12 protein-coding genes and 1 pseudogene are annotated in these 24,123 nt (G+C 43.8%); all 13 read left to right on the forward strand.

Annotation, left to right across the window (positions count from 1 at the left end; translation table 11 throughout):
* The first annotated feature begins 330 nt into the window (after positions 1-330).
* The 13 genes and pseudogenes from BN3261_RS17635 to BN3261_RS18145 all read left to right on the forward strand — a co-directional run bounded on the left by BN3261_RS17635 (position 331) and on the right by BN3261_RS18145 (position 24,092).
* On the forward strand, positions 331-750 hold the full coding sequence (locus BN3261_RS17635) for an RNA polymerase sigma factor (RefSeq protein ID WP_097785026.1): 420 nt from the start codon (positions 331-333) through the stop codon (positions 748-750).
* A 631-nt stretch (positions 751-1,381) separates the two neighbouring features.
* A complete protein-coding gene (locus BN3261_RS04270; protein ID WP_021886981.1) occupies positions 1,382-1,570 on the forward strand; it encodes a hypothetical protein in 189 nt (62 codons plus the stop codon).
* Positions 1,571-1,655: 85 nt separating this feature from the next.
* Positions 1,656-3,161, forward strand: coding sequence for a recombinase family protein (locus BN3261_RS04275; RefSeq protein ID WP_021886980.1), 1,506 nt, complete (start codon positions 1,656-1,658; stop codon positions 3,159-3,161).
* Positions 3,162-3,218: 57 nt separating this feature from the next.
* Positions 3,219-4,730, forward strand: a pseudogene (locus BN3261_RS18220) (NlpC/P60 family protein); the annotation flags it as partial.
* Positions 4,731-4,742: 12 nt separating this feature from the next.
* The gene (locus BN3261_RS04285; protein ID WP_055066060.1) at positions 4,743-4,991 is read left to right on the forward strand and encodes a DUF4315 family protein; all 249 of its coding nucleotides are present in this window, start codon (positions 4,743-4,745) and stop codon (positions 4,989-4,991) included.
* On the forward strand, positions 4,975-6,471 hold the full coding sequence (locus tag BN3261_RS04290) for a CD1107 family mobile element protein (RefSeq protein ID WP_059085538.1): 1,497 nt from the start codon (positions 4,975-4,977) through the stop codon (positions 6,469-6,471). Before BN3261_RS04285 ends, BN3261_RS04290 begins: the two co-directional genes overlap by 17 nt.
* Positions 6,472-6,519: 48 nt before the next feature.
* On the forward strand, positions 6,520-8,622 hold the full coding sequence (locus tag BN3261_RS04295) for a DNA topoisomerase 3 (RefSeq protein WP_055066058.1): 2,103 nt from the start codon (positions 6,520-6,522) through the stop codon (positions 8,620-8,622).
* Positions 8,612-15,343, forward strand: coding sequence for a SpaA isopeptide-forming pilin-related protein (locus BN3261_RS04300; RefSeq protein WP_059085539.1), 6,732 nt, complete (start codon positions 8,612-8,614; stop codon positions 15,341-15,343). The genes BN3261_RS04295 and BN3261_RS04300 overlap by 11 nt, the downstream gene beginning before the upstream one ends.
* A gap of 63 nt (positions 15,344-15,406) precedes the next feature.
* On the forward strand, positions 15,407-15,877 hold the full coding sequence (locus BN3261_RS04305; protein ID WP_110925748.1) for a helix-turn-helix domain-containing protein: 471 nt from the start codon (positions 15,407-15,409) through the stop codon (positions 15,875-15,877).
* 130 nt (positions 15,878-16,007) lie between these two features.
* A complete protein-coding gene (locus BN3261_RS17880; protein ID WP_015524590.1) occupies positions 16,008-16,109 on the forward strand; it encodes a putative holin-like toxin in 102 nt (33 codons plus the stop codon).
* A gap of 524 nt (positions 16,110-16,633) precedes the next feature.
* On the forward strand, positions 16,634-16,762 hold the full coding sequence (locus tag BN3261_RS18225; protein WP_259893456.1) for a hypothetical protein: 129 nt from the start codon (positions 16,634-16,636) through the stop codon (positions 16,760-16,762).
* A gap of 431 nt (positions 16,763-17,193) precedes the next feature.
* Complete coding sequence (locus tag BN3261_RS18230; protein WP_118049814.1) at positions 17,194-17,535, forward strand: TnpV protein; 342 nt, start codon at positions 17,194-17,196, stop codon at positions 17,533-17,535.
* Between the two features lie 341 nt (positions 17,536-17,876).
* A complete protein-coding gene (locus BN3261_RS18145) occupies positions 17,877-24,092 on the forward strand; it encodes a DEAD/DEAH box helicase family protein (RefSeq protein ID WP_334292508.1) in 6,216 nt (2,071 codons plus the stop codon).
* Positions 24,093-24,123: the final 31 nt, after the last annotated feature.

The raw sequence follows: 24,123 nt of genomic DNA on the forward strand, positions 1-24,123 counted from the left end.
TCTACACAAACCAATGACGACTTGCAGGGGCACGGTAGCCGATTGGAGGTTATTTTGCCGTGTCCATTTTATTATTTCATTGTTCGCGTGATCTGCACCAGCTAAAAAAAGCGTAGCTCCTCCATCGGAGCAGTCCGGCTTTGAAAGTGAAATTAAACATCATGTAACAAGATATTCATTTGCTTGCGTCCGCATAGTGTCATGCTGTGCGGGCGTTTTTATATGCCCCTGCTTCTGGTCACGGTGGCCAGAGGCTCCAAGGTGCCGCGGGCCGCCTGTTCTCCATTTCAATCCGCACTCACCAACCACCTTTTGAAATGGAGGACAATTATGACGACTATCAACCTGAAACGGTATTACCCCTATATGACCGAAAATGTGATACTGGAAGTTTCGGACGAGATCGCCGCCGCCCTCTCGATGGGAGGCCGTCTATGCGACAGCTACAAGCGGCAGAAGCGCAGAAATGGCGAGTGCTCGCTGGACACCGATCCCGGCTTTGAGGCCGACGTGCTCCGCCAGCCCCTGACCCCGGACGAGTACATTGAGGCGCGGGAAACCACCTTTGCCCTCTATGACGCGCTGGCCCAGCTCCCGCCCACGCAGGCCCGGCGTGTGTACCAGCACTATCTTCTCGGCATGAGCAAGGCCGAGATCGCGGCAGCCGAGGGCGTTGGCCGGAGCCGCATCTGCTGCTCCGTTGAGCGTGGGCTGGCCGCTATGAAAAATAATTTGAAAAAATCTCTGTAAGAGGGAGTACATTTGCCCCCGAAACCTCCTGATAGGTGAGAGGAGTTTTCTTCCTCGCCTTGAAAACTGAATAGACAGTATTCCCGATACGAAATCCGCGTGATAGCGACGTAAGGTGCGCCGCCACGACAGCCAGTTCAGGAGGTGATGGACAAGCTGGCCGAGCGATCAACGCAGCCTTTGACCCGGTGCTGGCAAACCGGGCGCGAGGACAGCGCGGAGGATAATGAAACTTGCTCACGCCCTCCCACAGACTTGAGGGGGAGTTCCTGCGGTATGCGCCAGCCCTCCACGGGCAGCGATGCTGTGGGGCTATGCAGCCGAAGCCATCGGCGGTCTGGAATACTCCCCGTGCCGGGGATGCGTGGCAAATACGGCACACAACAATCATACAGGGAGCCGTCAAACCGGGTCTTTCTGTCTTATGACAGCCCAAACCATTTCGGCGCGGCGGCTCCCTCTTTTGTGGATTGAAACGGAAAACAACTGTCCCGCTGCTTCTGGTCATCGTGGCCAGAGGTGGGGCAAGGTCAAAGGACGGCGCTTTTGTGCCGTCCTTTCACGTTTCCCCACGGACAACGGGAAACCATCAAATCTATTCACACCGCTGATTGTTATAGGAGGTTTTCAGATGACGGAGGCAAGAGTCGGCTATCACAAGGAAGTCAAAACCGCGTCTTTTCAGGGCAAATCCATCACCGTGGAAAACCTGACCCCGATGCTCTCTCCCCGAGCACGGGATAAGCGCAAGCGTGAAATTGAAAGCTGTCTGTATGAGGTCTTTGTGAAGTATGCGCCGGGACGGGCGCAGATGCACTAATGCGGGACATCCTTGAGATACGGGGCTGCCAGAGGTATAATATAGGTGTAAGGTTTGGTAGCTCCTACACGGAAAGGAGCACCAAATGATTATTCGTGAAGATGCCATTTATGGCAGACAGTCCGTTGACCGCAAGGACAGTATCAGCATTGAAAGCCAGATCGAGTTTTGCAAGTATGAATTGAGAGGAGGCAATTTCCGCAAGTACACAGACAAGGGTTATTCCGGCAAGAATACCGATAGACCCAAGTTCCAAGAAATGATGGCCGATATTCGCCGGGGCCTGATCAAGCGCGTGGTGGTCTACAAGCTGGATCGTATCAGCCGTTCCATTCTGGACTTCGCAACCATGATGGAAACTTTTCAGGAATACAATGTCGAGTTCGTTTCTTCCACGGAAAAGTTTGACACGTCCACCCCGATGGGGCGGGCCATGCTGAATATCTGCATCGTGTTCGCCCAGCTCGAACGTGAAACCATCCAGAAGCGCGTGACCGATGCCTACTATTCCCGCTGCCAGCACGGTTTTCACATGAGCGGCGCGGCCCCCTACGGCTTCCAACTGGAGCCGACCACCATTGAGGGCATCCGCACAAAAATGATGAAGCCTGACCCGGAAACGGCAGATATTGCAAAGCTGATGTTTGAAATGTACTCTCAGCCCGGAATTTCTTTCGGGGACATTGCCCGTTACTTTGCCGACGAGGGCATCCTGATCTACGGCAAGGAAATGAAACGGGGCTTTATCTCCCAACTTTTGAGAAACCCCATTTACGCACAGGCTGACCTCGATATGTACGAGTTCTTCAAAAGCCAGGGTACGGTGGTAGTCAATGAAGCCACAGATTTTGCCGGGACAAACGGCTGCTATCTCTATCAGGGCCGGGACGTGCAAGAAAGAAAAAACAAGCACCTGAAAGATCAGATACTTGTTCTGGCTCCCAGCGAGGGGCTGGTATCGTCTGATACATGGCTGCGCTGCCGGAAAAAGCTCATGGCAAACAAGACGTTCCAAGGCGGGCGCAAGGCAAAGAACACATGGCTTGCCGGAAAGGTCAAGTGTGGCCGCTGCGGGTACGCGCTTATGAGCGTCGGCAATCCAACAGGTGTTCAGTATCTCCGCTGCTCCAAGCGGGCTGACAGTAAAAGCTGTGACGGCTGCGGGACGCTCCGCACACGGGAATTTGAAAGGTTTCTGTACGGCGAGATGGTCAAGAAGCTGTCTGAGTTCCAGACGCTGACGGCAAAGCGAGAAACGGTCAATCCCAAATTGACCGCGCTGAACATGGAGCTTGCCCGCGTGGAGGACGAGATTGAAAAGCTGCTGAATACTTTGACCGGGGCTAATGCGGTGCTGCTGTCCTATGCCAACAGCAAAATCGAGGAGCTGGACACACGCCGCCAAGCCCTGACAAAAGAGATCGCGGCGCTGTCAGCGGAAACCATGTCCCCGGAACAGATTGAGCGGTTGTCGGTCTACCTGAACCAATGGGAAGAAATTGACTTCGAGGACAGGCGGCAGGTTGCCGACGGCCTGATCTCACAGATCCGCGCAACCGACGAACACGTTTCGATTGAGTGGAAAATTTGACTTTTACTTATCCATCGCACACGACAAAGGGCTGTGTGCCCTTGTCAAGCGATGTAAGCCAGTCTTCAACAGAAAATAAACCAGATGGAAGCCCGGTATCCAGGAAAAGATGAATACAGATATAACATTGGTGAAATCGGCCATGATCCTCATACATTGATCAGTTATCTGACTGCCAGTTATGGGGATTTTAAGTTTGATGAGATAAAAGGAGAACTGGAAACAATTTTTTCTTTACAGTACGGAATCACCGTAGAGGAAAAAAGTGAAACCCGGCAGGAAACATCTACAATACAGGTAGGGCAGTCATTGGGAAATGTTGTGACCAGTGGATACTGTAATTGTCCCATCTGCTGTGGCGTGTGGAGTGGAGGACCTACTGCTTCAGGGGCAATGCCACAGGCTAATCATACGCTTGCGGTTGATGCTGCAAACCCATTTCTTCCAATGGGGACGAAAGTAGTGATGAATGGGATTGAGTACACCGTAGAAGATACTGGAAACTTTGCCCAGTATGGTGTCCAGTTTGATGTTTATTATGATAATCACGCAGTAGCTGAGGCACATGGTCATCAGATCTGGGAATGTTTTCTGGCAGAGGGCAATCAGAACTCTGTGGAAGTTACCCGTACAGTAACTGCAGATGTACTGAATGTTTCTGTTCAGGCAAAACCGCTTAGAAGTGTTATTCTGTCCAGAATGGAAGAGGATGAGCAGGAAATTTATGAAGAGGTCTATTCCAACAGAGGAAATTTACAGACATATAAAACTCCGGTTGAGTTAAACTGGTATGCCTATATCAGTACCTATTATGGGTATTCTGTAAACAATGGAACCGGGCAGACACAACTTCACAGAGGTGTGACGATTAATGTACGACAGGGAACAGAAGTGAAGTCAGCGATGAATGGTTTTGTTGTAGATGTAGGATATAGCGGAACTTTTGGAAATTATGTAGTTACGCAGGATAAAAAAGGTGTGCAGATTAAATACGCTTATCTGCAGAGCATTTCGGTAGCAAATGGTCAGGAAGTAACAACAGATACTGTAATTGGTACAACGGGAAGTACAGGAAGTGCAACCGGAAGCCAGTTATATTTGGAACTGGTCAAAGATGGGGAATATTATAATCCTGTTTTTTATATCAGTACCGGAGATAGCGGGCTGTATGTTGGAGGAGGCAGTTATGATGATGAGACTGTGCGGAGATTATTTGCGGAAGCAGACAAATATCTTGGTATGCCGTATGTATGGGGCGGTTCCAGCCCGGAGACTTCTTTTGACTGTTCTGGTTTTGTAAGCTATGTGTTTACCAATTCGGGTGTCTGCAATATGGGAAGACTTACTGCACAGGGAATTTATGACATTTGTATGCCTGTATCACCAGAAGAAGCAAGGCCAGGAGATATTATCTTTTTCACTGGGACGTATGATGCGGGAGAGCCGGTTACCCACGTAGGAATTTATGCCGGAGATGGACAGATGATCCATTGTGGAAATCCAATTCAGTATACGTCCATTAATTCTGCATACTGGCAGTCTCATTTTTATGCTTTTGGCAGGCCATAAGGAGGGGCGTATTTGAACATTGAACGAATAAAAGAAGAACTTGCAAGAACCTACGCTAAGATTGAAAAGCTACAGAAAAAAGCAAGGGATCTGGAAGAACAGAAGAAACAGGCAGAGGATATGGAGTATCTGAAAATTATCCGAAGCAATGGAGTTTCCGCAGAGGAACTTCAGTTGATGATTGATATCAGTAAGGAGGAACAAAAAAAGATATTGGAAACCAGAGAAAAGGAGCAGACAGAAAATGAAGAAATTTCATAAAAGAGCATCTGTATTTTTAACCGCAGCTACGTTAGCAGGACTTCCGGCAGGAGCTTTCTTTTATAGTTCGCCCGGAAGTCTGACTGTATGGGCAGATAATGTAGAAGTGGAATCATCAGAAGAAAGCAGCCCGGAAGATGTTGATTTTTCAGATGAATCAGAAGCTGAAATTCTTGCAGATCCAGTGGAACAGGCACAGGAAGATGCAGGAAATGATGTGACGGAAACACCGGAAGTAGGGATTACCTTTACAGAACCCGAAGGCTGGCAGACAGATACGGCAACCGTAAAAATTCAAGTGGAAGATACAAAGAATACAGGTGCTTTTTCTATTGCAAAAGTAGAAGCAAGACTTTCAGAAAATGGAGGATGGTCAGACATAACCGGAAATATGGAAGTATCCATCTCTTCTAATTGTAGTGTTTATGTGAGAGTTACCGATCAGAATGGAAATACTTATGAGCAGAATCGTTACATAGAGTGTTTTGATAAAACCAAACCAACTATTATTGCGGCTGCGAAGAATGGGATACTGATCGTGCAGGGAGTTGATGCGGAATCGGGAATTGCTGCTTTGTATGTCAATGGAAATGAATTCACAGAACTGACGAATAATACATTAAATGTCCGTTTGCAAAAAGCGGATACTTCCTATGAATACTTTACCCTGCAGGCAAAAGACAAAGCAGGAAATATGTCAGAGATCTATAAAGTAGGAAACCCTTATTATGAAAATCCAGATGCAGTAAAAGAGAATACAGAGGTTTCCGGAACGGAGCAGAATGCAGCTTCTTTGCCAGCCGATGGAACTGCAAGTAAGCCCACCAGTGCTACGGCAACCGTAACGGAACATCAGACAACGAACGAGACTGCTACTGCACCAACAGAACCAGAAAACACAGGAAATGAAACGGATACAGAAGCAGATACCGGACGGGTGCAGGGAGAAAGTTCTGCTTCCGGCATGACAACAGGAACAGTTCAGGACAAAGGGGGAAAGGAATTTTATACGATCAAGACAAAAAGTGATAAGGTTTTTTATCTGATCGTAGATAAGGATAAAACGGATGAAAATGTTTATCTTCTTACAGAGGTAGGCGAAAATGATCTTTTGAACTTTACGGATACCAACATGGTCACACTTCCACAGAACCAGGCTATTGCAGAATCCGCACTGCCACTTGAAACAGAGAAGATCACAGAGATACCGGAACCAGAAGTTACGATCATACCGGAAGAAAAGGAAGAACCTGAGAAGAAAAGCAATAATTCTGGCACGATTTTATTAATGCTGCTGGTTCTGGCAGGAGTTTGTGGTGCTTACTATTATTGGAAATTTATGAAAGGAAGAAATACTTCTTTTGATTATGAAGAGGACGAGGACGACGATGAGGAGGAAGATACAATTCGTGAGGATGATGAAGAATTAGAAGAATATGAAATGGAAGGTGAAGTAGAAGACGAAGAATCAGAGGAATAACTTTGTTTCACTTAATTACAGCGACAGGTGCAGAAAGGAGATTGAAAATTGCAGCTTGTAATTGCGGAAAAACCCAGCGTAGCCAGAAACATTGCGAAGGTGCTTCATGCCACAAACGTAAAAGATGGCTACCTGGAAGGAAAAGAATATCTGGTTTCCTGGTGTATTGGGCATTTGATTGAACTGGCTAGTGCGGATCAGTACCGGGATGACTGGAAAGCATGGAAATATGAAACACTTCCCATGATTCCGGAGAATTGGAAATATCAGATTAAAGAAAGTACCAAAGGGCAGTTTCGGGTTTTAAAGGAACTGCTTCACAGAGCAGATATCACAGAAGTTATATGTGCAACAGATGCAGGAAGAGAAGGGGAGTTGATTTTCCGTCTGGTATATAACCAGGCAGAATGTAAACTTCCCTTTAAAAGACTGTGGATTTCTTCCATGGAGGAAAAAGCAATTCTGGAAGGATTTCAGCAGCTGAAAGATGGACATGAATATGATGATCTTTATTATTCTGCAGTGGCGCGAAGTGAAGCAGACTGGCTGGTAGGAATTAATGCCACCAGACTGTTTACGGTACTGTATCACCATCGGTTGATTGTAGGTCGGGTGCAGACACCTACACTTGCAATGCTGGTGGAACGGGAAAAGAGCATCGAGAACTTCCAGAAAGAGAAGTATTATCTGGTTCATCTTCTGATGGATGGATTGGATGCTGTAAGCAGCCGGATAAAAGAGAAAAGTGCTGCCGTTCAGATGATGGAGGATATGAAGGATGAAACTGCACAGATTCTTTCAGTAAAGAAAGAGAAGAAAAAGGTACAGCCGCCGAAATTATATGATCTGACCACATTACAGAGGGAAGCAAATCGTCTTCTTGGATTTACGGCACAGCAAACCTTGGACTATACCCAAAGCCTTTATGAGAAGAAACTGGTGACGTATCCAAGGACGGATAGCCAATATCTTACAGATGATATGGAAGAAAATGCTCTTCTAGTTGTCGGGGCAGTAAATAGTATGTTTCCTGAAATGTCAATAAAGGGTTCAGAACCAGATATAAAGAGAATTTTGAACAGTAAAAAGGTATCAGATCATCATGCAATTATACCAACGGTAGAAATTACAAACATGGATTTAAAAGCACTTCCGGGTGGAGAAAAGAAAATTCTCATGCTGATTGCATCAAAGTTATTATGTGCATCGGAACAGGAATACATATATGAGAGTATTAAGACTGAAATTTCCTGTCATGGAGAACTGTTTACTGCATCTGGAAAGAATGTTCTCCAATATGGATGGAAAGAAGTGGAAGAACGGTTCTTTAAATCATATGGGAAAAATGCAGAAAAGCCAGAAGAGGAGGAAAGTGATTTTCCAGATATAAAAATAGGGCAGGTATTTGAATGTGTTGTTGTAAAATTTAGTGAACATTTTACAGCACCGCCGAAACATTATACGGAGGATACGCTCCTTAGTGCCATGGAACACGCTGGAAGCTCGGATATGATAGAAGACGCAGAGAGAAAAGGGCTTGGAACTCCGGCTACCAGGGCAGCGATTATTGAAAAACTGATTGAGAAAGGCTTTGTTGAGCGTAAAAAGAAGCAGATATTACCTACAGCAGATGGAAGAAATCTGATCAGGATTCTTCCGGAAATGATCAAATCACCAAAACTTACAGCAGAATGGGAAAATGATCTGACACTGATTTCCAGAGGCCAGAAAAATGTAGAAGAATTTCTCTTCGAAATTGAAAAAATGGTTACCAAATTGGTAAGTGATAATGGACAGCCAGTGGAAGAATACCAGAAACTATTTTCAGATGGTCGGAAGGAAATTGGAAAATGCCCAAGATGTGGCAATAAGGTTTATGTGGGAAAGAGAAATTATTATTGTTCAGGAAGTGATTGCAGTTTTACTTTATGGAAAAATAACCGATTTTTTGAGAGTCAGGGAAAAACACTTGATGAAGCAACTGTCAGGAAGCTGCTGAGTGAGAAGCAGGTGCATTTCAAAGATCTGGTATCAGAGAAAACAAAAAGGAAGTATGAAGCAACTATAAAGATGGAGGTTTCAGAAACCGGAAATCCAAAGTTTCAGTTGATTTTCCCGGAACGGAAGAAAGGAAAAAAGAATGAAGAATAAAAAAAATATGAGAAGATTTTTGTCGGGATTCTTGGCAATGCTTACAGTGTTATCTACAATTCTATCTCCAATACTGTCCTATGCGGCAGATGTAGTGCCAGAAGAGCCACCGTTATACGAAGAGGTAAAAAATGAACTTGATGCAGATGAGGTGGTAAAAGCAAAAGATCTGGAACTGGAAACAGGCAGTATTTTTGAAGTGGAGAAAGATTTTACCGGACTGGAAATACCAGATGAAAAAAAGGTGAAGATCACTTTCCATGAGGCAAAAAATGAGGAAAAGCAGGATTTTACAACAGATTACGAAGATACATACAAAGCTGTTTATTATGTAGAGCCAGTAAGTGGCCACCCAATTTATCAGATCAATCGTAAGCTGATTGTAAAGGAAGCGGTGGTGCAGGTTGCTGAATCTGAGAATCAGGAATCTGTAAGCAACCAGGAAGATGAGAATGAAGCAGAAGGCGAGGAACCAGCCATAGGCACTGCAGAGAGTGAAGAACCTGTGCAGGATGAGGTAAATGTAGAAATTCCGTCAGAGGATGAAATCTATGAAGAAGTAACTCCGACAGAAATTCCGGTTGAGGAAGAGCCAATAGATACACCAATCCCGGAAAACCCGTCTGAGGAAGTTTCAACAGAAGAACCTGCCATAGATGATAATCCGGATACAGACAGCACATTTGAAGAAATTACAGATACAGATCCGGAAGAAATGCCAGAGGCGACAGACGACTCTTTTACAGATGGAACAGAGAAAACAGAAGATGCAGATGGAAATTATCAGGTAAATATTGTTCGTGGAGAGGAATTTCATATTGAGCTGAACCATGAAGATGGACAGTATCAGCCAGGAGAAACCGTTGTATTTTCCGGAGATATGCCGCAAGGCAGCTTAATTGCAGTAGGAACAACAAAAGTACAGGCAAACCAGACAGAGAATACAGAAGATTTATTGTATTCAGAGGTGACTTATCACGAAGAATCGGATAAATTCAGTTTTGAAATGCCAGCAGATGACATTGACCTAAGTGTTTCCATGGATCAGGCAGAAAACGGTATCATGTTACTTGCAACCGATACTCCATGGGATGATGCAACAAATATTGAAGCAAATAAATATTACTATTATTCAGATGGCCAGCTTCATCCGTTTGATACAGTTATGGGACAGGGTGGAAATGACAGCTACAAATATGTTCGTTACAAAGCAGGCGGAAAGACTTATACAGTAAATGCGTATTGTATGCAGCACTCCATGCAGTCACCTCCAAGTGGGACAACATATAAAAATATGGTTGAACTGGATGAGGGCGGAGATGATAAGTATCTGCGGAAAGCTTTGTTCTATGGATATGGCGGTCCAGGATGGGGACATACATTCAATGGATATAATGTAAAATCCATCATGGAAAAATATGGATGCAGTTCTGAGACAAGAGCCATGCAGCATTACCTGGTTGACTATTTATATGATGGCGAATCCGGATTTGGAGGTGCGCTTTCTACAACCGCTAAAAATATGCTGAAAGAGATTAAAGCAGCTCTTGCTAAAATGCCTGATCCGACAGCAATGAAACTTCTTCCAGGACTTTCCGTTAATGCAACGGGAAAGGAAACAGAAAGTTTTACCTGGAAGGCAAATGAAGCATTTACCATTACCATTCATCTGGAGAACGGAGTAAGCCTTGTTAATGAAACCACAGGAAAAACGGCATCTGGAAATGTCACTGTAAAGGGTGGAGAGAAATTCCATCTTGTAGCTACAACAGCCAATATGGGTAGCCTGAAAGGAAAGTATGCGATCACATCTAATTTCCCTTTGGATTTCCATGCAATGCTCTTAAAATTGGAGAGTTCACAGGACATTGGTTTTGGCTACTATACAGATTCCTCTGACCTGCAGATTACAGTTGACTGGCCGGAAGAAGCAGTTATTGAAATTACAAAGAAAGATGGCGATACTGGAAAAAATCTGGCCGGAGCCGTGTATGGAGTATATAGTGATAACGCCTGCACAAAGCTGATTGTTAAGATGCCGCCAACAGACAGCAATGGTTCTTCACGTGTAACTCTTACCAAGACACAGGATACTGTTTACTTAAAAGAAATCACAGCACCGGAAGGTTATGTTGTCCAGGCTTCTTCGTATGGAGTGAAATTAGTAGTTGGCAGTACAACCAAACAGACTGTAACGGACAAAGAGCAGAAAGGAAATCTGACCGTTTATAAAGAGGGAGAAGTTTTTGTAGGAGCTGTATCTGATGAAAATGGAACTTCATTCCAGTATGAGAAACGCCGTCAGAAAGGAGCCGTTTATAACGTATATGCTGCCGAGGATATTGTAACAGCAGGTGGAAAAACAGTTTACAAAAAAGGCGCAGAAGTAGCGAAAAATCTGATCACAGATGAGAACGGTTCTGTAACGGTAAAGAATCTTCCGCTTGGAAGCTATAATGTAACAGAAGCACAGGCTCCGGAAAATTTTTATAATGCAAAAGAAACAAAAAAAGTAACCATTTCTTATGCAGGGCAGACTGCAGAAGCGGCTTTCTCAGAGACTACCTTTACAAATGACCGTCAGAAAGCAGTGGTGCAGGTGATAAAGAAAGACAAAGATACTGAAAATACACTATCCGGAGGGCATTTTGCTCTGTTTGCAGCGCAGGATATGAAAACTGTGGATGGAAAAGTAGCAGTAAAAAAAGATGCTCTGATTGAGACTGCAATTACTGGTACTGATGGAAAAGCAGCATTTAAAGCAGATCTTCCAGTGGGATTTTCTTATTATGTAAAAGAAGTCCAGGCTCCGGCTGGTTATGTCAGAAATGAGAAAGATACTTATTCTTTCCAGTTCAGTTATACCAATGATGAACAGGCAAAAATTTCTTTCAGTCATACTTTTGTGAATGACAGGGTCAGTGCTGCAATCTCTTTGAATAAAAAAGATGCCGAGACAAAAGAAAATAAGGCACAGGGAGATGCTTCCCTGGAAAATGCGGTGTATGGACTTTATGCAAGAAACGACATTACCCATCCAGATGGAAAGACAGGCGTTATTTATAAAGCCGGAAGCCAGATTGGTACGCTAACTACCGATAAAGAAGGAAAAGCAAGGATAGAGAATCTTTATCTTGGAGAGTATTACATCAAGGAAATTACCCCATCCGTAGGATATCTGGCAGACGAGCATGAATATGATCTTGTATGCAGTGATGAAGGTGATCTGACAGCGGTTGTAGAAAAAGAGTGTACCTCACTGGAAACGGTGAAGAAACAGCCGTTTGAACTTATTAAAGCTGCCAATAATGGAGACACAGATGCTGCATTACTATCCGGAGCTGGATTTAGTGCATATCTGGTATCTTCTTTGGTGGTAAAAGAGGATGGAAATTATGTTTTTTCCTCTGCAGAGCCGGTTGTGATCGGTGAAAATGGAGCAACGGAAATTTTTACAAATGAGAAAGGCTATGTAAAATCCATTGCAATTCCATATGGAACATATCTGGTGAGAGAAACTACAACACCCCATAATTACAAACCTGTAGATGATTTTATTGTCCGGATTACAGAGAATAAACCAACAGAGCCGCAGACATGGAGAGTTCTTTTGGATAAAGAATTTTCTGCAAAACTGAAAATCATTAAACAGGATGACGAGACTAAAAAATCAGTTTTAATTCCGGGAACAGAGTTTAAAATTTATGATCTGGATCATGAAAAATATGTAGAGCAGGTAACTACATACCCGACAACCGTTACACATACCTCTTATTTCACAGATATAGACGGATATCTGATCTTGCCGCAGAATTTAAAAATCGGTCATTATAGAATCGAAGAGGTAACAGCACCGGACGGTTATACCATTAACAAAAATTATGTCGAAATACAGGTGGACACCAATACCCTGTATCAGACTGATCCGGTATCAGGTGATGTAATCATTGAAGTTGTATATGAGAATCATCCGGTGAAAGGAAAACTCACTGTACAGAAAAAAGGAGAGGTTCTTTCGACCTATAAGAATGATTTTAAGTATGAAGTTCAGAATCTTTCCGGTGCAGTATATGAAGTGTATGCTGCAGAGGATATTTATACAGCTGATTTCCAGAAAGATGACACAGGAAAAAGAATCCTGGAATATGCAAAGGGTGCAAAAGTTGCAGAACTGACAACGGATGAATCCGGAAAAGCAGATCTTGATAATCTGCCTTTAGGAGAATACAAAGTGGTAGAAAAGACTGCACCAGAGGGATTTGTATTAAATAAAGAAGAACAGAAGATTTCTTTCGTCTATGCAGACCAGGATACACCAGTGATCTCACAGAGTGCAGAGTTTATAAATGACCGCCAGAAAGTAGAAGTGTCAGTTGTGAAAAAAGATGCTGAAAATGAGAAAGGGCTTTCTGGAGCAGAGTTTGGTCTTTACGCAAAAGAGGATATAAAAGCAGGGGATAAGGTACTGGTAAAAGCAGACGAACTGCTTACAAAAGCGGTAACAGGTGAAGATGGAAAAGCTGTTTTTGAGCAGGATCTGCCATTTGGAACTTATTATATAAAAGAACTGGCAGCACCAGATGGTTTTGTATCTTCTGATGAGCAGATTGAGGTGACTGCGAAATATCAGGGACAGGAAGTAAAAACAGTAAAACTGGAAACTGTTTTTAGGAATGCGCCGACAACAACTGAATTTACGAAATCAGATATTACAACAGGTGTGGAACTTGACGGAGCAACACTGACGATTTTGGATTCAGACGGAAAAGAAGTAGAAAAATGGACTTCTGTAAAAGGAAAAGCTCATGTAATAAAAAGACTCCATGTGGGAAAAACCTACACACTTCGGGAAGAGTTTGCACCATATGGTTATCTGCAGGCGGAGGAAGTGAAATTTACAGTTTCTGATACTGCAGATGTTCAAAAAGTAGAAATGAAGGATGCTGTTCCGGTTGGACGAATCATCATCAATAAAAAAGGTGAATTTGTCAAGGAAGTTACCTGGAAAGATATGCTGGCAGGCGGCATGGACGCAGCATTTGGCTATGTTACAGGTTCTTTGAAAGATGTTACTTTTGAAATTTATGCAGCGGAGGATATCAAGGCTGCAGATGGGGAAAGCAGTGATTATTATAAAAAGGACGAATTGGTAGCAACAATTACGACAGATGCTCTTGGATATGCAAGATCAGAAGATCTTCCTTTAGGCAAATATTATGTAAAGGAAAAAGAGACGGCGGATGGATATGTTCTGGATGGAGAAATCAGAGAGGTTGATCTGACTTATCGTGATCAGAATACTCCGGTTGTGACTTATGATGAGGACTGGCAGAATAACCGCCAGAAAGCAAAAGTAACTGTAGTTAAGAAAGAAAAAAATACAGACCGTGTTCTGGAAGGCGGAGTATTTGCACTTTATACAAAGAATGATATTTTAAATGCAGAAGGCGAAGTAATCCTGAAAGCAGATACCATGATCGAGCAGAAAGCTACGGATCAGGATGGAAGGATTGTATTTACGGCAGATCTTCCAATCAATGGCAACTACTATGTAAAAGAAGTGCAGGCTCCTGCTGGATTTGTGACAACAGAAGAAATCAAGGAATTTGATTTTGCTTATGCGGGAGAAGAGGTTGCAGAAGTATCCTTTGAGTTCACTTATGAAGATGAGCCAACTACTTTTGAAATCACAAAATCAGATATTACAACCGGGGAAGAATTACCAGGTGCAAAACTGAAAGTATCCGATTCAGAGGGAAACGTTGTGGATGAGTGGACATCCGGAAGCACACCACACATCATTAAGGAACTGGAAGTTGGAAAGAAATATACATTAACAGAGACAATTCCTGCTGATGGCTATGCAACTGCAGAATCCATTACGTTTGTAGTAGAAAATACTGCAGATATACAGAAAGTAGAAATGCAGGACGATACAACAAAAATTCTGATCAGTAAGGTGGATATGACAGATGGAAGCAGCGAGGTCAAAGGTGCGAAGCTGTATATCCTTAATGAAAACCAGGAAGTTATGGAAAGCTGGACGTCTGGTGATCAGCACCATTATGTGGAGAAACTTCCAATCGGTACTTATACATTATTGGAGGAAACAGCACCGAAGGGTTACATTGTGGCAAATAAAGTGACATTTGAGATTAAGGACACCGGAGATATTCAGGGAACCAAAATGGAAGATGAACAGGCAATGGGCAAGGTGATCTTAAATAAAACAGATAAAGATACCAAGAAGCCAATGAAAGGTGTAGAATTTGCCCTTTGTGACAGTAAAGGTAAAGTTCTGGAAACTCTGGTAACAGACAGTGCCGGCCATGCAGAATCAAAGAATTATCCGATTGCGACTTTTAAGAATGGGCAGTATAAAAAAGCAATCACATATATCCTGAAAGAAACAAAAACACTGGATGGCTATCAGCTTGATGAAACCGAGCATAAGATTCAGTTTGAATATGTCAATGACCGTACTCCTGTGATTGAATATACTCTAGATCTGACAAATAAGAAAGCTCCGGAAAAAGACACTCCGGAAACATCAGAAAACCAGGGAGTCAGCACTCCTGTTTCCCATGGTTCTGATGCGACTTCTGTATCCAATTCACCAAAAACAGGAGATAATACAAATATTGCTATTTTTGTGCTGGCGCTTGCAGTATCAGCAGGATGTCTGGGAACTGTAGTGACAGTTAAGAGAAAACGCAAATGATAATATAAATAGTGTTCTGGGGCTGTGGTTACTGCACAGCCCCATTTTGAAAAGGAGAAGAAATTGAAATTAGGAGCAAGAATAAGAAAAATCCGTATGTTTCGCAACATAACTCAAAAGGAATTGGGACGCAGGTTAGGATATGGGGAAAGTAGTGCGGATGTGAGAATCGCCCAATATGAAAGTGGACAGCGTACACCGAAGCAGGAAACGCTTATCCGGATAGCAGAAATATTGGAAGTTGATGTCCGGAATTTTTTAAGTCCTGGAATTGCGACAATGGACGAATTAATGGAAACTTTATTCTGGATGGATGAAGAAAATAGAGGGCTTTTTCATCTGTTCCTGCTAAATGATTCAGAAAGTGAAACAGTTGGAATCACAATAAGGGATAAAAAAACAATGTCTTATCTGCAGGAATGGATGGGGAAAAAGCAGAAACTGGGCGATGGAAGAATCACAGAAGAGGAATATCTGGAATGGAAACTGCATTGGCCAGAGGATAAGAGAAAAACAGAATATAAAACCGTATGAAGTAAAAAGGAATTGCTTTGCGGAGAGTTACCTGTTAGAATATTACTGGAGTAACCGTGTACAGGGTTGGTAAAAACCTCCTGGATTTTCAGATCCCGTTAAGGGATACAGAAGAAGGGAGGTGGAGCGAATGGATACATACGAAGTCTTGAGCTTATTGTTCTTAGGCGGTACGTTTCTGATTGCTTTGCTTGCCTATTTGGATAATAGGGACAACAAGCGAAAAAAATAGCCTACCCTGTCTGCCAACAGGATAGGCAGCTCTCTTTGAGAGCAAAATAAATTAAAACCTAATCCAGGAGCATCCACCTTGTGGGCGGTTACTCTTTTCAATTAGAATATAGCATTTTCTCTCCGAAAAGTAAAGTACATTTTATGCAGCCAATTCTAAAAAGAGTAGGCTGTTTTTTATTGACAGGAGGGAAGTTAAATGTCTAAACTACAGGACATCCGAAACTTGATACAGGAACATGCCGTATCAGTGAGCAGTTCGCCAGGGGATTGGATGGATTATATGGACACAGCATCAAGGTTATATCGGTATTCTTTTTCAGACCAGCTTCTGATCCATGCACAGCGTCCAGACGCAACAGCCTGTGCATCACTGGAACTATGGAATGAAAAGATGTTACGCTGGGTAAATCGTGGTGCAAGAGGAATTGCCCTGTTTGATGAAACCTGGCAGAACACCAAACTTCGTTATGTGTTTGATATTTCGGACACCCACATGGTAGCCGGAGGCAGAAGCCCGTATCTGTGGCAGATGCAGGAACACCAGAGAGAAGAGATCCTTACGCATCTGGAAGAGGTCTATGGTCTGGAAGAAAAGGATACGGCAACCTTGCAGGACGCATTGATGGCGGTCGCAAGGGAGATGGTCAGTGACAATCTGGAAGAATATCTGGATGGATTGGAATATGCAGTAGAAAATACTTATCTGGAAGATTTGGATGAGGTGACGATCCGCAGTGATTTCCGTCAGCTGGTAACAGACAGTGTTTACTATATGCTTTCCAGACGATGTGGGATTGAGCCAATGGAACTTCTGGAAGAAGAGGATTTCATGCACATCACAGATTACAACCATCTGTCTGCCCTTACATTCCTTGGAAATGCAGTGAGTCAGCTCAGTGAGAGTATTCTGATCGATATTGGAAGAATTGTACATAAAATTTCTCTGGAAGAAGCGAGAAAAGAGGTTGAAATTTCAAAGGAAAGGAATTATAATAACTTTACCACGTTAATGCGTGAAACTAAAAACCGGGATGCAGAAACGAAAAAAGAAGAAAATATTGAAAATGAAGGAGGAACCGATTATGGAACTGACATATCATCGCAAGGGAGATTACCTGTTTCCGAATCTGACCGTCGAAGAGGAAGAAGTGACGATCGGGAAATACGGGATGCTGCGGAGGACATTTCTGAAGGAACACAAGAACAGCCTTTATCAGAGCCTGTTCCTGACCGGGAAGCTGAACAGCCATCTGGAACAGATCGAGAAAGCAGCACAGGAGAGAATGGACAGCCAGATGGAGAAATTACTGGAGAAGAATCCGGCACCGGACAAGGAAGCAGATCCGATGGCATGGACAGCACACATGAACGCACTGATGGCAACAGCGGAAGAGAGCATCTTGACGGAATTGGTATACAGTTAGTCGAAGATACAAGAGAAGATGGATTGAGTAAAGCAGAGGAAGAGATCGCCTCTGCTTTATCTTTGCCCGAATATCCAACCGCAAATGAACAAAGACGGCAGATCGAGGAAAGGGCAGCTGCCCTTTATGCCGGAGAAATCCCGATTCCAGAGGAAGTTGTTGATGAGATCTTACGGACAGGAGGAAACCGGAAAGCCAGCCAGCTCCGGATCATCTATAATTTCATGAGCGAACAGACACCGGAGGAATATACGGAGTTTGTAAAGCGTGAATACCGTAAAGGTGGAAAAGGCTTTCAGATTGATGGAAATGAATATTCAGTCTGGTTTGATGAAACTGGGATGCAGATCTCAGTGGGGCATACGGTTACAGACCATATCTTAGATAAGGCATTTTTATCATGGGAGGATGTCAGCGGACGTATCCATCAGCTTTTAGACCAGGGTGAATATGCACCACAGTCTGTATTGGATGCGGCAAGAAGTAATGCAGTAAAAGAACACGCCCAGGCTCTTGCCTATATGAAAGGGGATATGGCAGAAGGAGTAGCGGAGATTGTCTTTGACGAAGAGGACTTACCACATCTTCGCAGTATTTATCCAGAGATCACGGATTATTTAGAAGAAAAAATAGAAGATCCCCAGTGGCTTTCGGAACTGAATGAGAGACTGGATGCACTGGCAGAAGCCTATGAAATGGACAGCTCTCTTATGCGTTTCCATCACTATAATCCGATAAATATCTCAAAGCAGTTTCAGAAGTTTGCTGCGGAGGTCATCCCTTATCAGGCAAGAGATGGGTTTGCATGGAAAGAACATCAGATGTTCATTACCCAGGATGAGATAGATGCTTTTCTCGCAAGGGGTGGCCCTTATTCAAAAGATAGGCTCAAAACTTATTCTTTTTATTTGTTAAATGAAAATGAAAAATCCAGAACGGATTTTATTAAAGAAAAGTATGGAACCAATAAAAGGATTCATGCACTGCCTGATGTAGATGAGTTTTATGTAAATTATGATAGGAAAGGACTGCTTCTTGCAAGAGGTGATGATAATAGTCCATATACTTCAATTTCATTATCTTGGAAGAAAGTTGCCAATAGAATATCCTATCTGATAAAGAACGACCAGTTCCTGCAGGCAGAAGATTATGTCCATATGTCGGAGTATGAACGGGAACAGATGGCGAATAAGATACTTAGTTTTTATGCTCGTCTTCCGGAAGGAATAGACAGACCATTTACCAATGACTTTTTTGGGGATGTGTCGAGAGCAGAATTGATGGCAGTGTTGGAAGGAACAGAGCAGACAGAGGAACTGTTACAGAAGATGGATGCGGCATTGGCAGCTCTGCCATTGGATTTTGAAGCATATGGGACAAACTATCAGCAGAAAACAGAACTTCTTTCGGAACTTCATCAGTATGTAGAGGGGACTTACACAATATTCCCAACACCGGAAGCAGAACCATCCTTTGCGGGGCCGTCTGGTCATCAGATGACCATGTTTGATTTCTTAGATACTAAGTCGGTAACAGAACCGACCGTAGTAGATATGTCAGATGTAGAGGAAATAGAAGAGGAAGAGGTTACTGCCAAAGAAGATATTCCGGAAAGTCAGGAACAGGAAAAAGCTGTGTTAGAACCACACAACTTCCGTATCCAGGATAATGACCTTGGTGCAGGCGGTCCGAAGGCAAAGTATAAAACAAATATGGAAGCCATCCATTTGTTACAGACTTTGGAGAAAGAAGAACGTCTGGCAACACCCGAAGAACAGGAAATCTTATCCCGTTATGTTGGATGGGGTGGCATCCCACAGGCATTTGAGGAGAGTAACAGCAGCTGGGCGAATGAGTATCTGGAATTAAAGAATACCTTATCATCAGAAGAATACAGTGCAGCAAGGGCATCGACCTTAAACGCTTTTTATACGTCCCCGACCGTGATCCGAAGTATGTATGAAGTACTGGAAAATATGGGACTGAAACAGGGAAATATTTTGGAACCGTCCTGTGGTGTCGGTAACTTTATGGGACTGATCCCGGAGAGTATGGGCAAAGCCAATATGTATGGTGTGGAACTTGACCCGGTTTCGGGCAGGATCGCAAAACAGCTTTACCAGAAAAATAAGATTGCAGTACAGGGATTTGAGGAAACCAGTTATCCGGACAGCTTTTTCGACTGTGTGATAGGCAATGTTCCATTTGGGGCGTATCAGGTCAGTGACCGCAGATATGACCGGCATCATTTTATGATCCATGATTATTTTATTGCAAAATCCCTTGATCTGGTGCGTCCGGGCGGCGTAGTTGCAGTGGTAACTTCCAGTGGAACGATGGATAAGCAGAATCCGGCAGTGAGACAGTATATCGCAAACCGGGCAGAACTGCTTGGAGCCATCCGATTACCGAATAATGCATTCCAGAGAAATGCCAATACCAGCGTTGTTTCTGATATTCTGTTTTTCCAGAAAAGGGACAGGGCATCCATTGAGGAACCGGAATGGTTAAATCTAAAGGAAACACAGGAAGGCTATTCAGTCAATGCTTATTTTGCAGAGCATCCGGAAATGGTGCTTGGTGAGTTTACTACAGAAAGTACCCAGTATGGAAAGCAGGAAGTGACCGTAAAACCAAAAGAAGGAATTACCTTAGAAGAACAGTTAAAAGAAGCCGTCCAGAATATCCATGGCACGATCACGGAACTGGAACTTTCGGATACAGAGCTGGAGGAGGATGTTGTCTCTATCCCGGCAGACCCGGAGGTAAAGAATTTCAGTTTTACCGTAGTGAATGATGAAGTCTATTACCGGGAAAATTCTGTGATGAACCGCATGGAGCTTCCGGCAATGACAGCGGAACGTGTCAAAGGGATGGTGAAGATCCGTGATGTTACGAATGAACTGATCCAGTGTCAAATGGAAGAGGGAAGCGCTGAACAGATCACAAAGCTGCAGGAAAAACTCAATGAAGAATATGATGCCTTTACAGCAAAATATGGTCTTATCAGCAGCAATGCCAATAAGCGGGCATTCAGCCAGGACAGCAGCTATTGTCTTTTGACTTCTCTGGAATTTCTGGATGATAAGGGAGAACTGAAACGGAAAGCGGATATTTTTACCAAAAGGACAATCCGCAGGGCAGAAACGGTAACTTCTGTAGATACTGCCAGTGAAGCACTTGCGGTTTCTATCGGTGAGAGGGCAGGCGTTGACCTTTCCTATATGGCACAGCTTTCCGGGAAAACAGAAGAGAAGCTTACCGAAGAACTGGCGGGGGTAATCTTTAAGAATCCGATTAGTGAAAAATGGGAGCCATCGGACGAATATCTTTCTGGAAATGTAAGAGAGAAACTGCAGATCGCCAAACAGTTTGCAGAAGATCACCCAGAATATCAGGTGAATGTGCAGTATTTGGAGCAGGTACAGCCAAAAGATCTGGATGCGTCAGAGATTGAGGCAAGACTTGGAGCAACCTGGATTTCAGAGAACTATATCACACAGTTCATGGCAGAGACATTCCATACACCAAGATATTATGTAGGGAGCAAGGTCAAAGTCCAGTATGCCGAAGTGACCGGACAATGGAATGTTATGGGAAAGAATGTGGACAGCTACGGAAATGCCCTTGTCACTTCCACTTATGGAACACAGAGAGCCAATGCCTACCGTCTTTTGGAAGATGCCTTAAACCTTAGAGATACCAAGATTTATGACACGGTACAGGATGCCGAGGGGGAACACCGGGAATTAAACCGGAAGGAAACAATGCTGGCACAGCAGAAGCAGGAGCTGATCAAAGAGGAATTTAAAGAGTGGATATTTAAAGACCTGCACCGACGGGAAGATCTCTGTAAGATTTATAATGAACGATTTAACAGCATCCGTCCACGGGAATATGATGGAAGCCATATTCAGTTTGTCGGCATGAACCCGGAGATCACCTTGATGCCGCATCAGAAAAACGCAGTGGCTCATGTGCTGTATGGAAATAATACGTTACTGGCTCATTGCGTAGGAGCAGGAAAGACGTTCCAGATGATCGCAGCCGGTATGGAATCAAAACGGCTGGGACTCTCACAAAAGAATCTTTATGTTGTGCCAAACCATCTGACCGAGCAGTGGGGCAGTGATTTCCTACGTCTCTATCCGGGAGCAAATATCCTGGTGGCAACGAAGAAAGACTTTGAGCCGGCAAACCGAAAACGGTTCTGTTCCCGTATTGCGACAGGGGATTATGATGCCGTGATCATCGGCCATACGCAGTTTGAGAAAATCCCTCTTTCAAGAGAACGGCAGATTGCCATGCTGGAAGATCAGATCGCAGATATTACGTTTTCCATTGAAGAAGCGGCACATCAGGCAGGGCAGAATTATACCATCAAGCAGTTGGAAAAAACAAAGAAGAGTCTGCAGGCGAGGATGAAGAAACTCAATGACCAGACCAGAAAGGATGATGTGGTAACTTTTGAGCAGTTGGGTGTAGACCGGCTGTTTGTGGATGAGAGCCATAGTTTTAAGAACCTTTTTTTGTATACAAAAATGCGGAATGTGGCGGGTATCTCACAGACGGATGCACAGAAAAGTTCGGATATGTTTATGAAATGCCGGTATATGGATGAACTGACAGGCGGCAGAGGAATCACCTTTGCTACAGGTACTCCTGTATCAAATAGTATGACCGAGCTTTACACTATCATGCGTTATCTCCAGTATGACACACTCATGCGTATGGGTATGGGACACTTTGATTCCTGGGCGGCAACGTTTGGGGAGACAGTAACCGCAATCGAATTATCACCGGAAGGAACGGGCTATCGTGCGAAAACACGGTTTGCCCGTTTTTTTAATCTTCCAGAGCTGATCTCCATTTTTAAGGAAGCTGCGGATATTCAGACATCGGATATGCTGAATCTTCCTGTACCGGAAGCAGAGTTTATCAATGAAGTCTTAAAACCAAGTGAAGAACAGCAGGAAATGGTCAGTGCCTTTTCGGAACGTGCGGAAGAAGTAAGAGCCGGTCTTGTGAATCCAACGGTGGACAACATGCTCAAGATTACCAATGACGGAAGAAAATGTGCATTGGATCAGAGGCTATTAAATGAACTCCTTCCGGATGCAGAAAAAAGCAAGGTCAATACCTGTGTGGAAAATGCTTTTCAGGTATGGGACGAGGGAAAAGCAGATCGGACAACACAGCTGATCTTCTGTGACTTGTCTACTCCAAAAGGGGATGGGACTTTCAATGTATATGATGATGTCCGAAACAAACTGGTTGCCAGGGGAATCCCGAAAGAAGAGATTGCGTTTATCCATGAATACAACACGGAGACAAAGAAAGCAGATTTGTTTGCAAAGGTACGGGCCGGGCAGGTGAGAATCCTTATGGGTTCCACTCCAAAACTCGGTGCTGGTACCAACGTACAGGACAGGCTCATTGCCCTCCATCACCTTGACTGTCCGTGGAAGCCGTCTGATCTGGAACAGCAGGAAGGACGTATTTTAAGACAGGGAAACCAGAATGACAAAGTAAAGATATTCCGGTATGTGACGGAGAACACTTTTGATGCGTATATGTGGCAGATTTTGGAGAATAAGCAGAAGTTCATCAGCCAGATCATGACCAGTAAATCACCAGTCAGGGCTTGTGAAGATGTGGATGATACGGCACTGTCCTATGCGGAAATAAAGGCACTTGCCACAGGCAATCCGTACATTAAAGAAAAAATGGATCTGGATGTGCAGGTGAGTAAGCTGAAACTCTTAAAGGCAAACCATACCAGTCAGATTTACCGTCTGGAATCCGATATTGCAAAGAATTTCCCGGTACAGATCAGTGCATTGAAAGAGCGGATTGCCGGGATGCAGGTGGATTCGCAGGTAGTAAAAAGCGTGGATTTACAGGATAATGACACGTTTGCCATGACGGTAGGGAATGTTCTTTATGAAGATAAGAAAGAAGCAGGCGAAGCGTTGATTGCCGCCTGTGCAGGGTTAAAAACCGTCAGCACCGGCGGAAAAGTTGGGGAATATCATGGGTTTACGTTATCTGCTTCCTACAATATGTTTTCCAATGTGTTTGAACTGACGATCAAAGGAAAATGCTCTTATAAGCTGGAGATTGGAAAAGACCCGGTAGGAAATATGCAGCGTATCCATAACACCCTTTCTTCTATCGACAGGAAGCTGACGGAAAGTGAGCAGAAATTGGAAACTGTACAACAGCAGCTTGCTACTGCACAGGAAGAGGTAAAGAAGCCATTCCCGAAAGAAGCAGAGCTGAATGAAAAGATGGAACGATTATCCGAGTTAAATGCCCTGCTGAACATGGATGAAAAGGGCAATGAGACGATTATGGCAGATGAGGATATTGGCAGAGAAGGAAGCAGCACAGACAGCAGGGATGCCGTAGAAGAAAAAGAACTTCCGGAAACAGCAGACAGAATCCATAAGCCGTCTATTCTGAAACGCTTAAAACAGGAGAAGGCACAGCAGAATACAGCGGAACCGACCGTTACACAGAAAGCTGCAAAGAAAAAACACGAACAGGAGTTATAAAAGATTTCCCGTCAGAGTTTTCTCTGGCGGG

The sequence above is a fragment of the Blautia massiliensis (ex Durand et al. 2017) genome (genome assembly GCF_001487165.1).
Taxonomy (GTDB): Bacteria; Bacillota; Clostridia; order Lachnospirales; family Lachnospiraceae; genus Blautia_A; species Blautia_A fusiformis.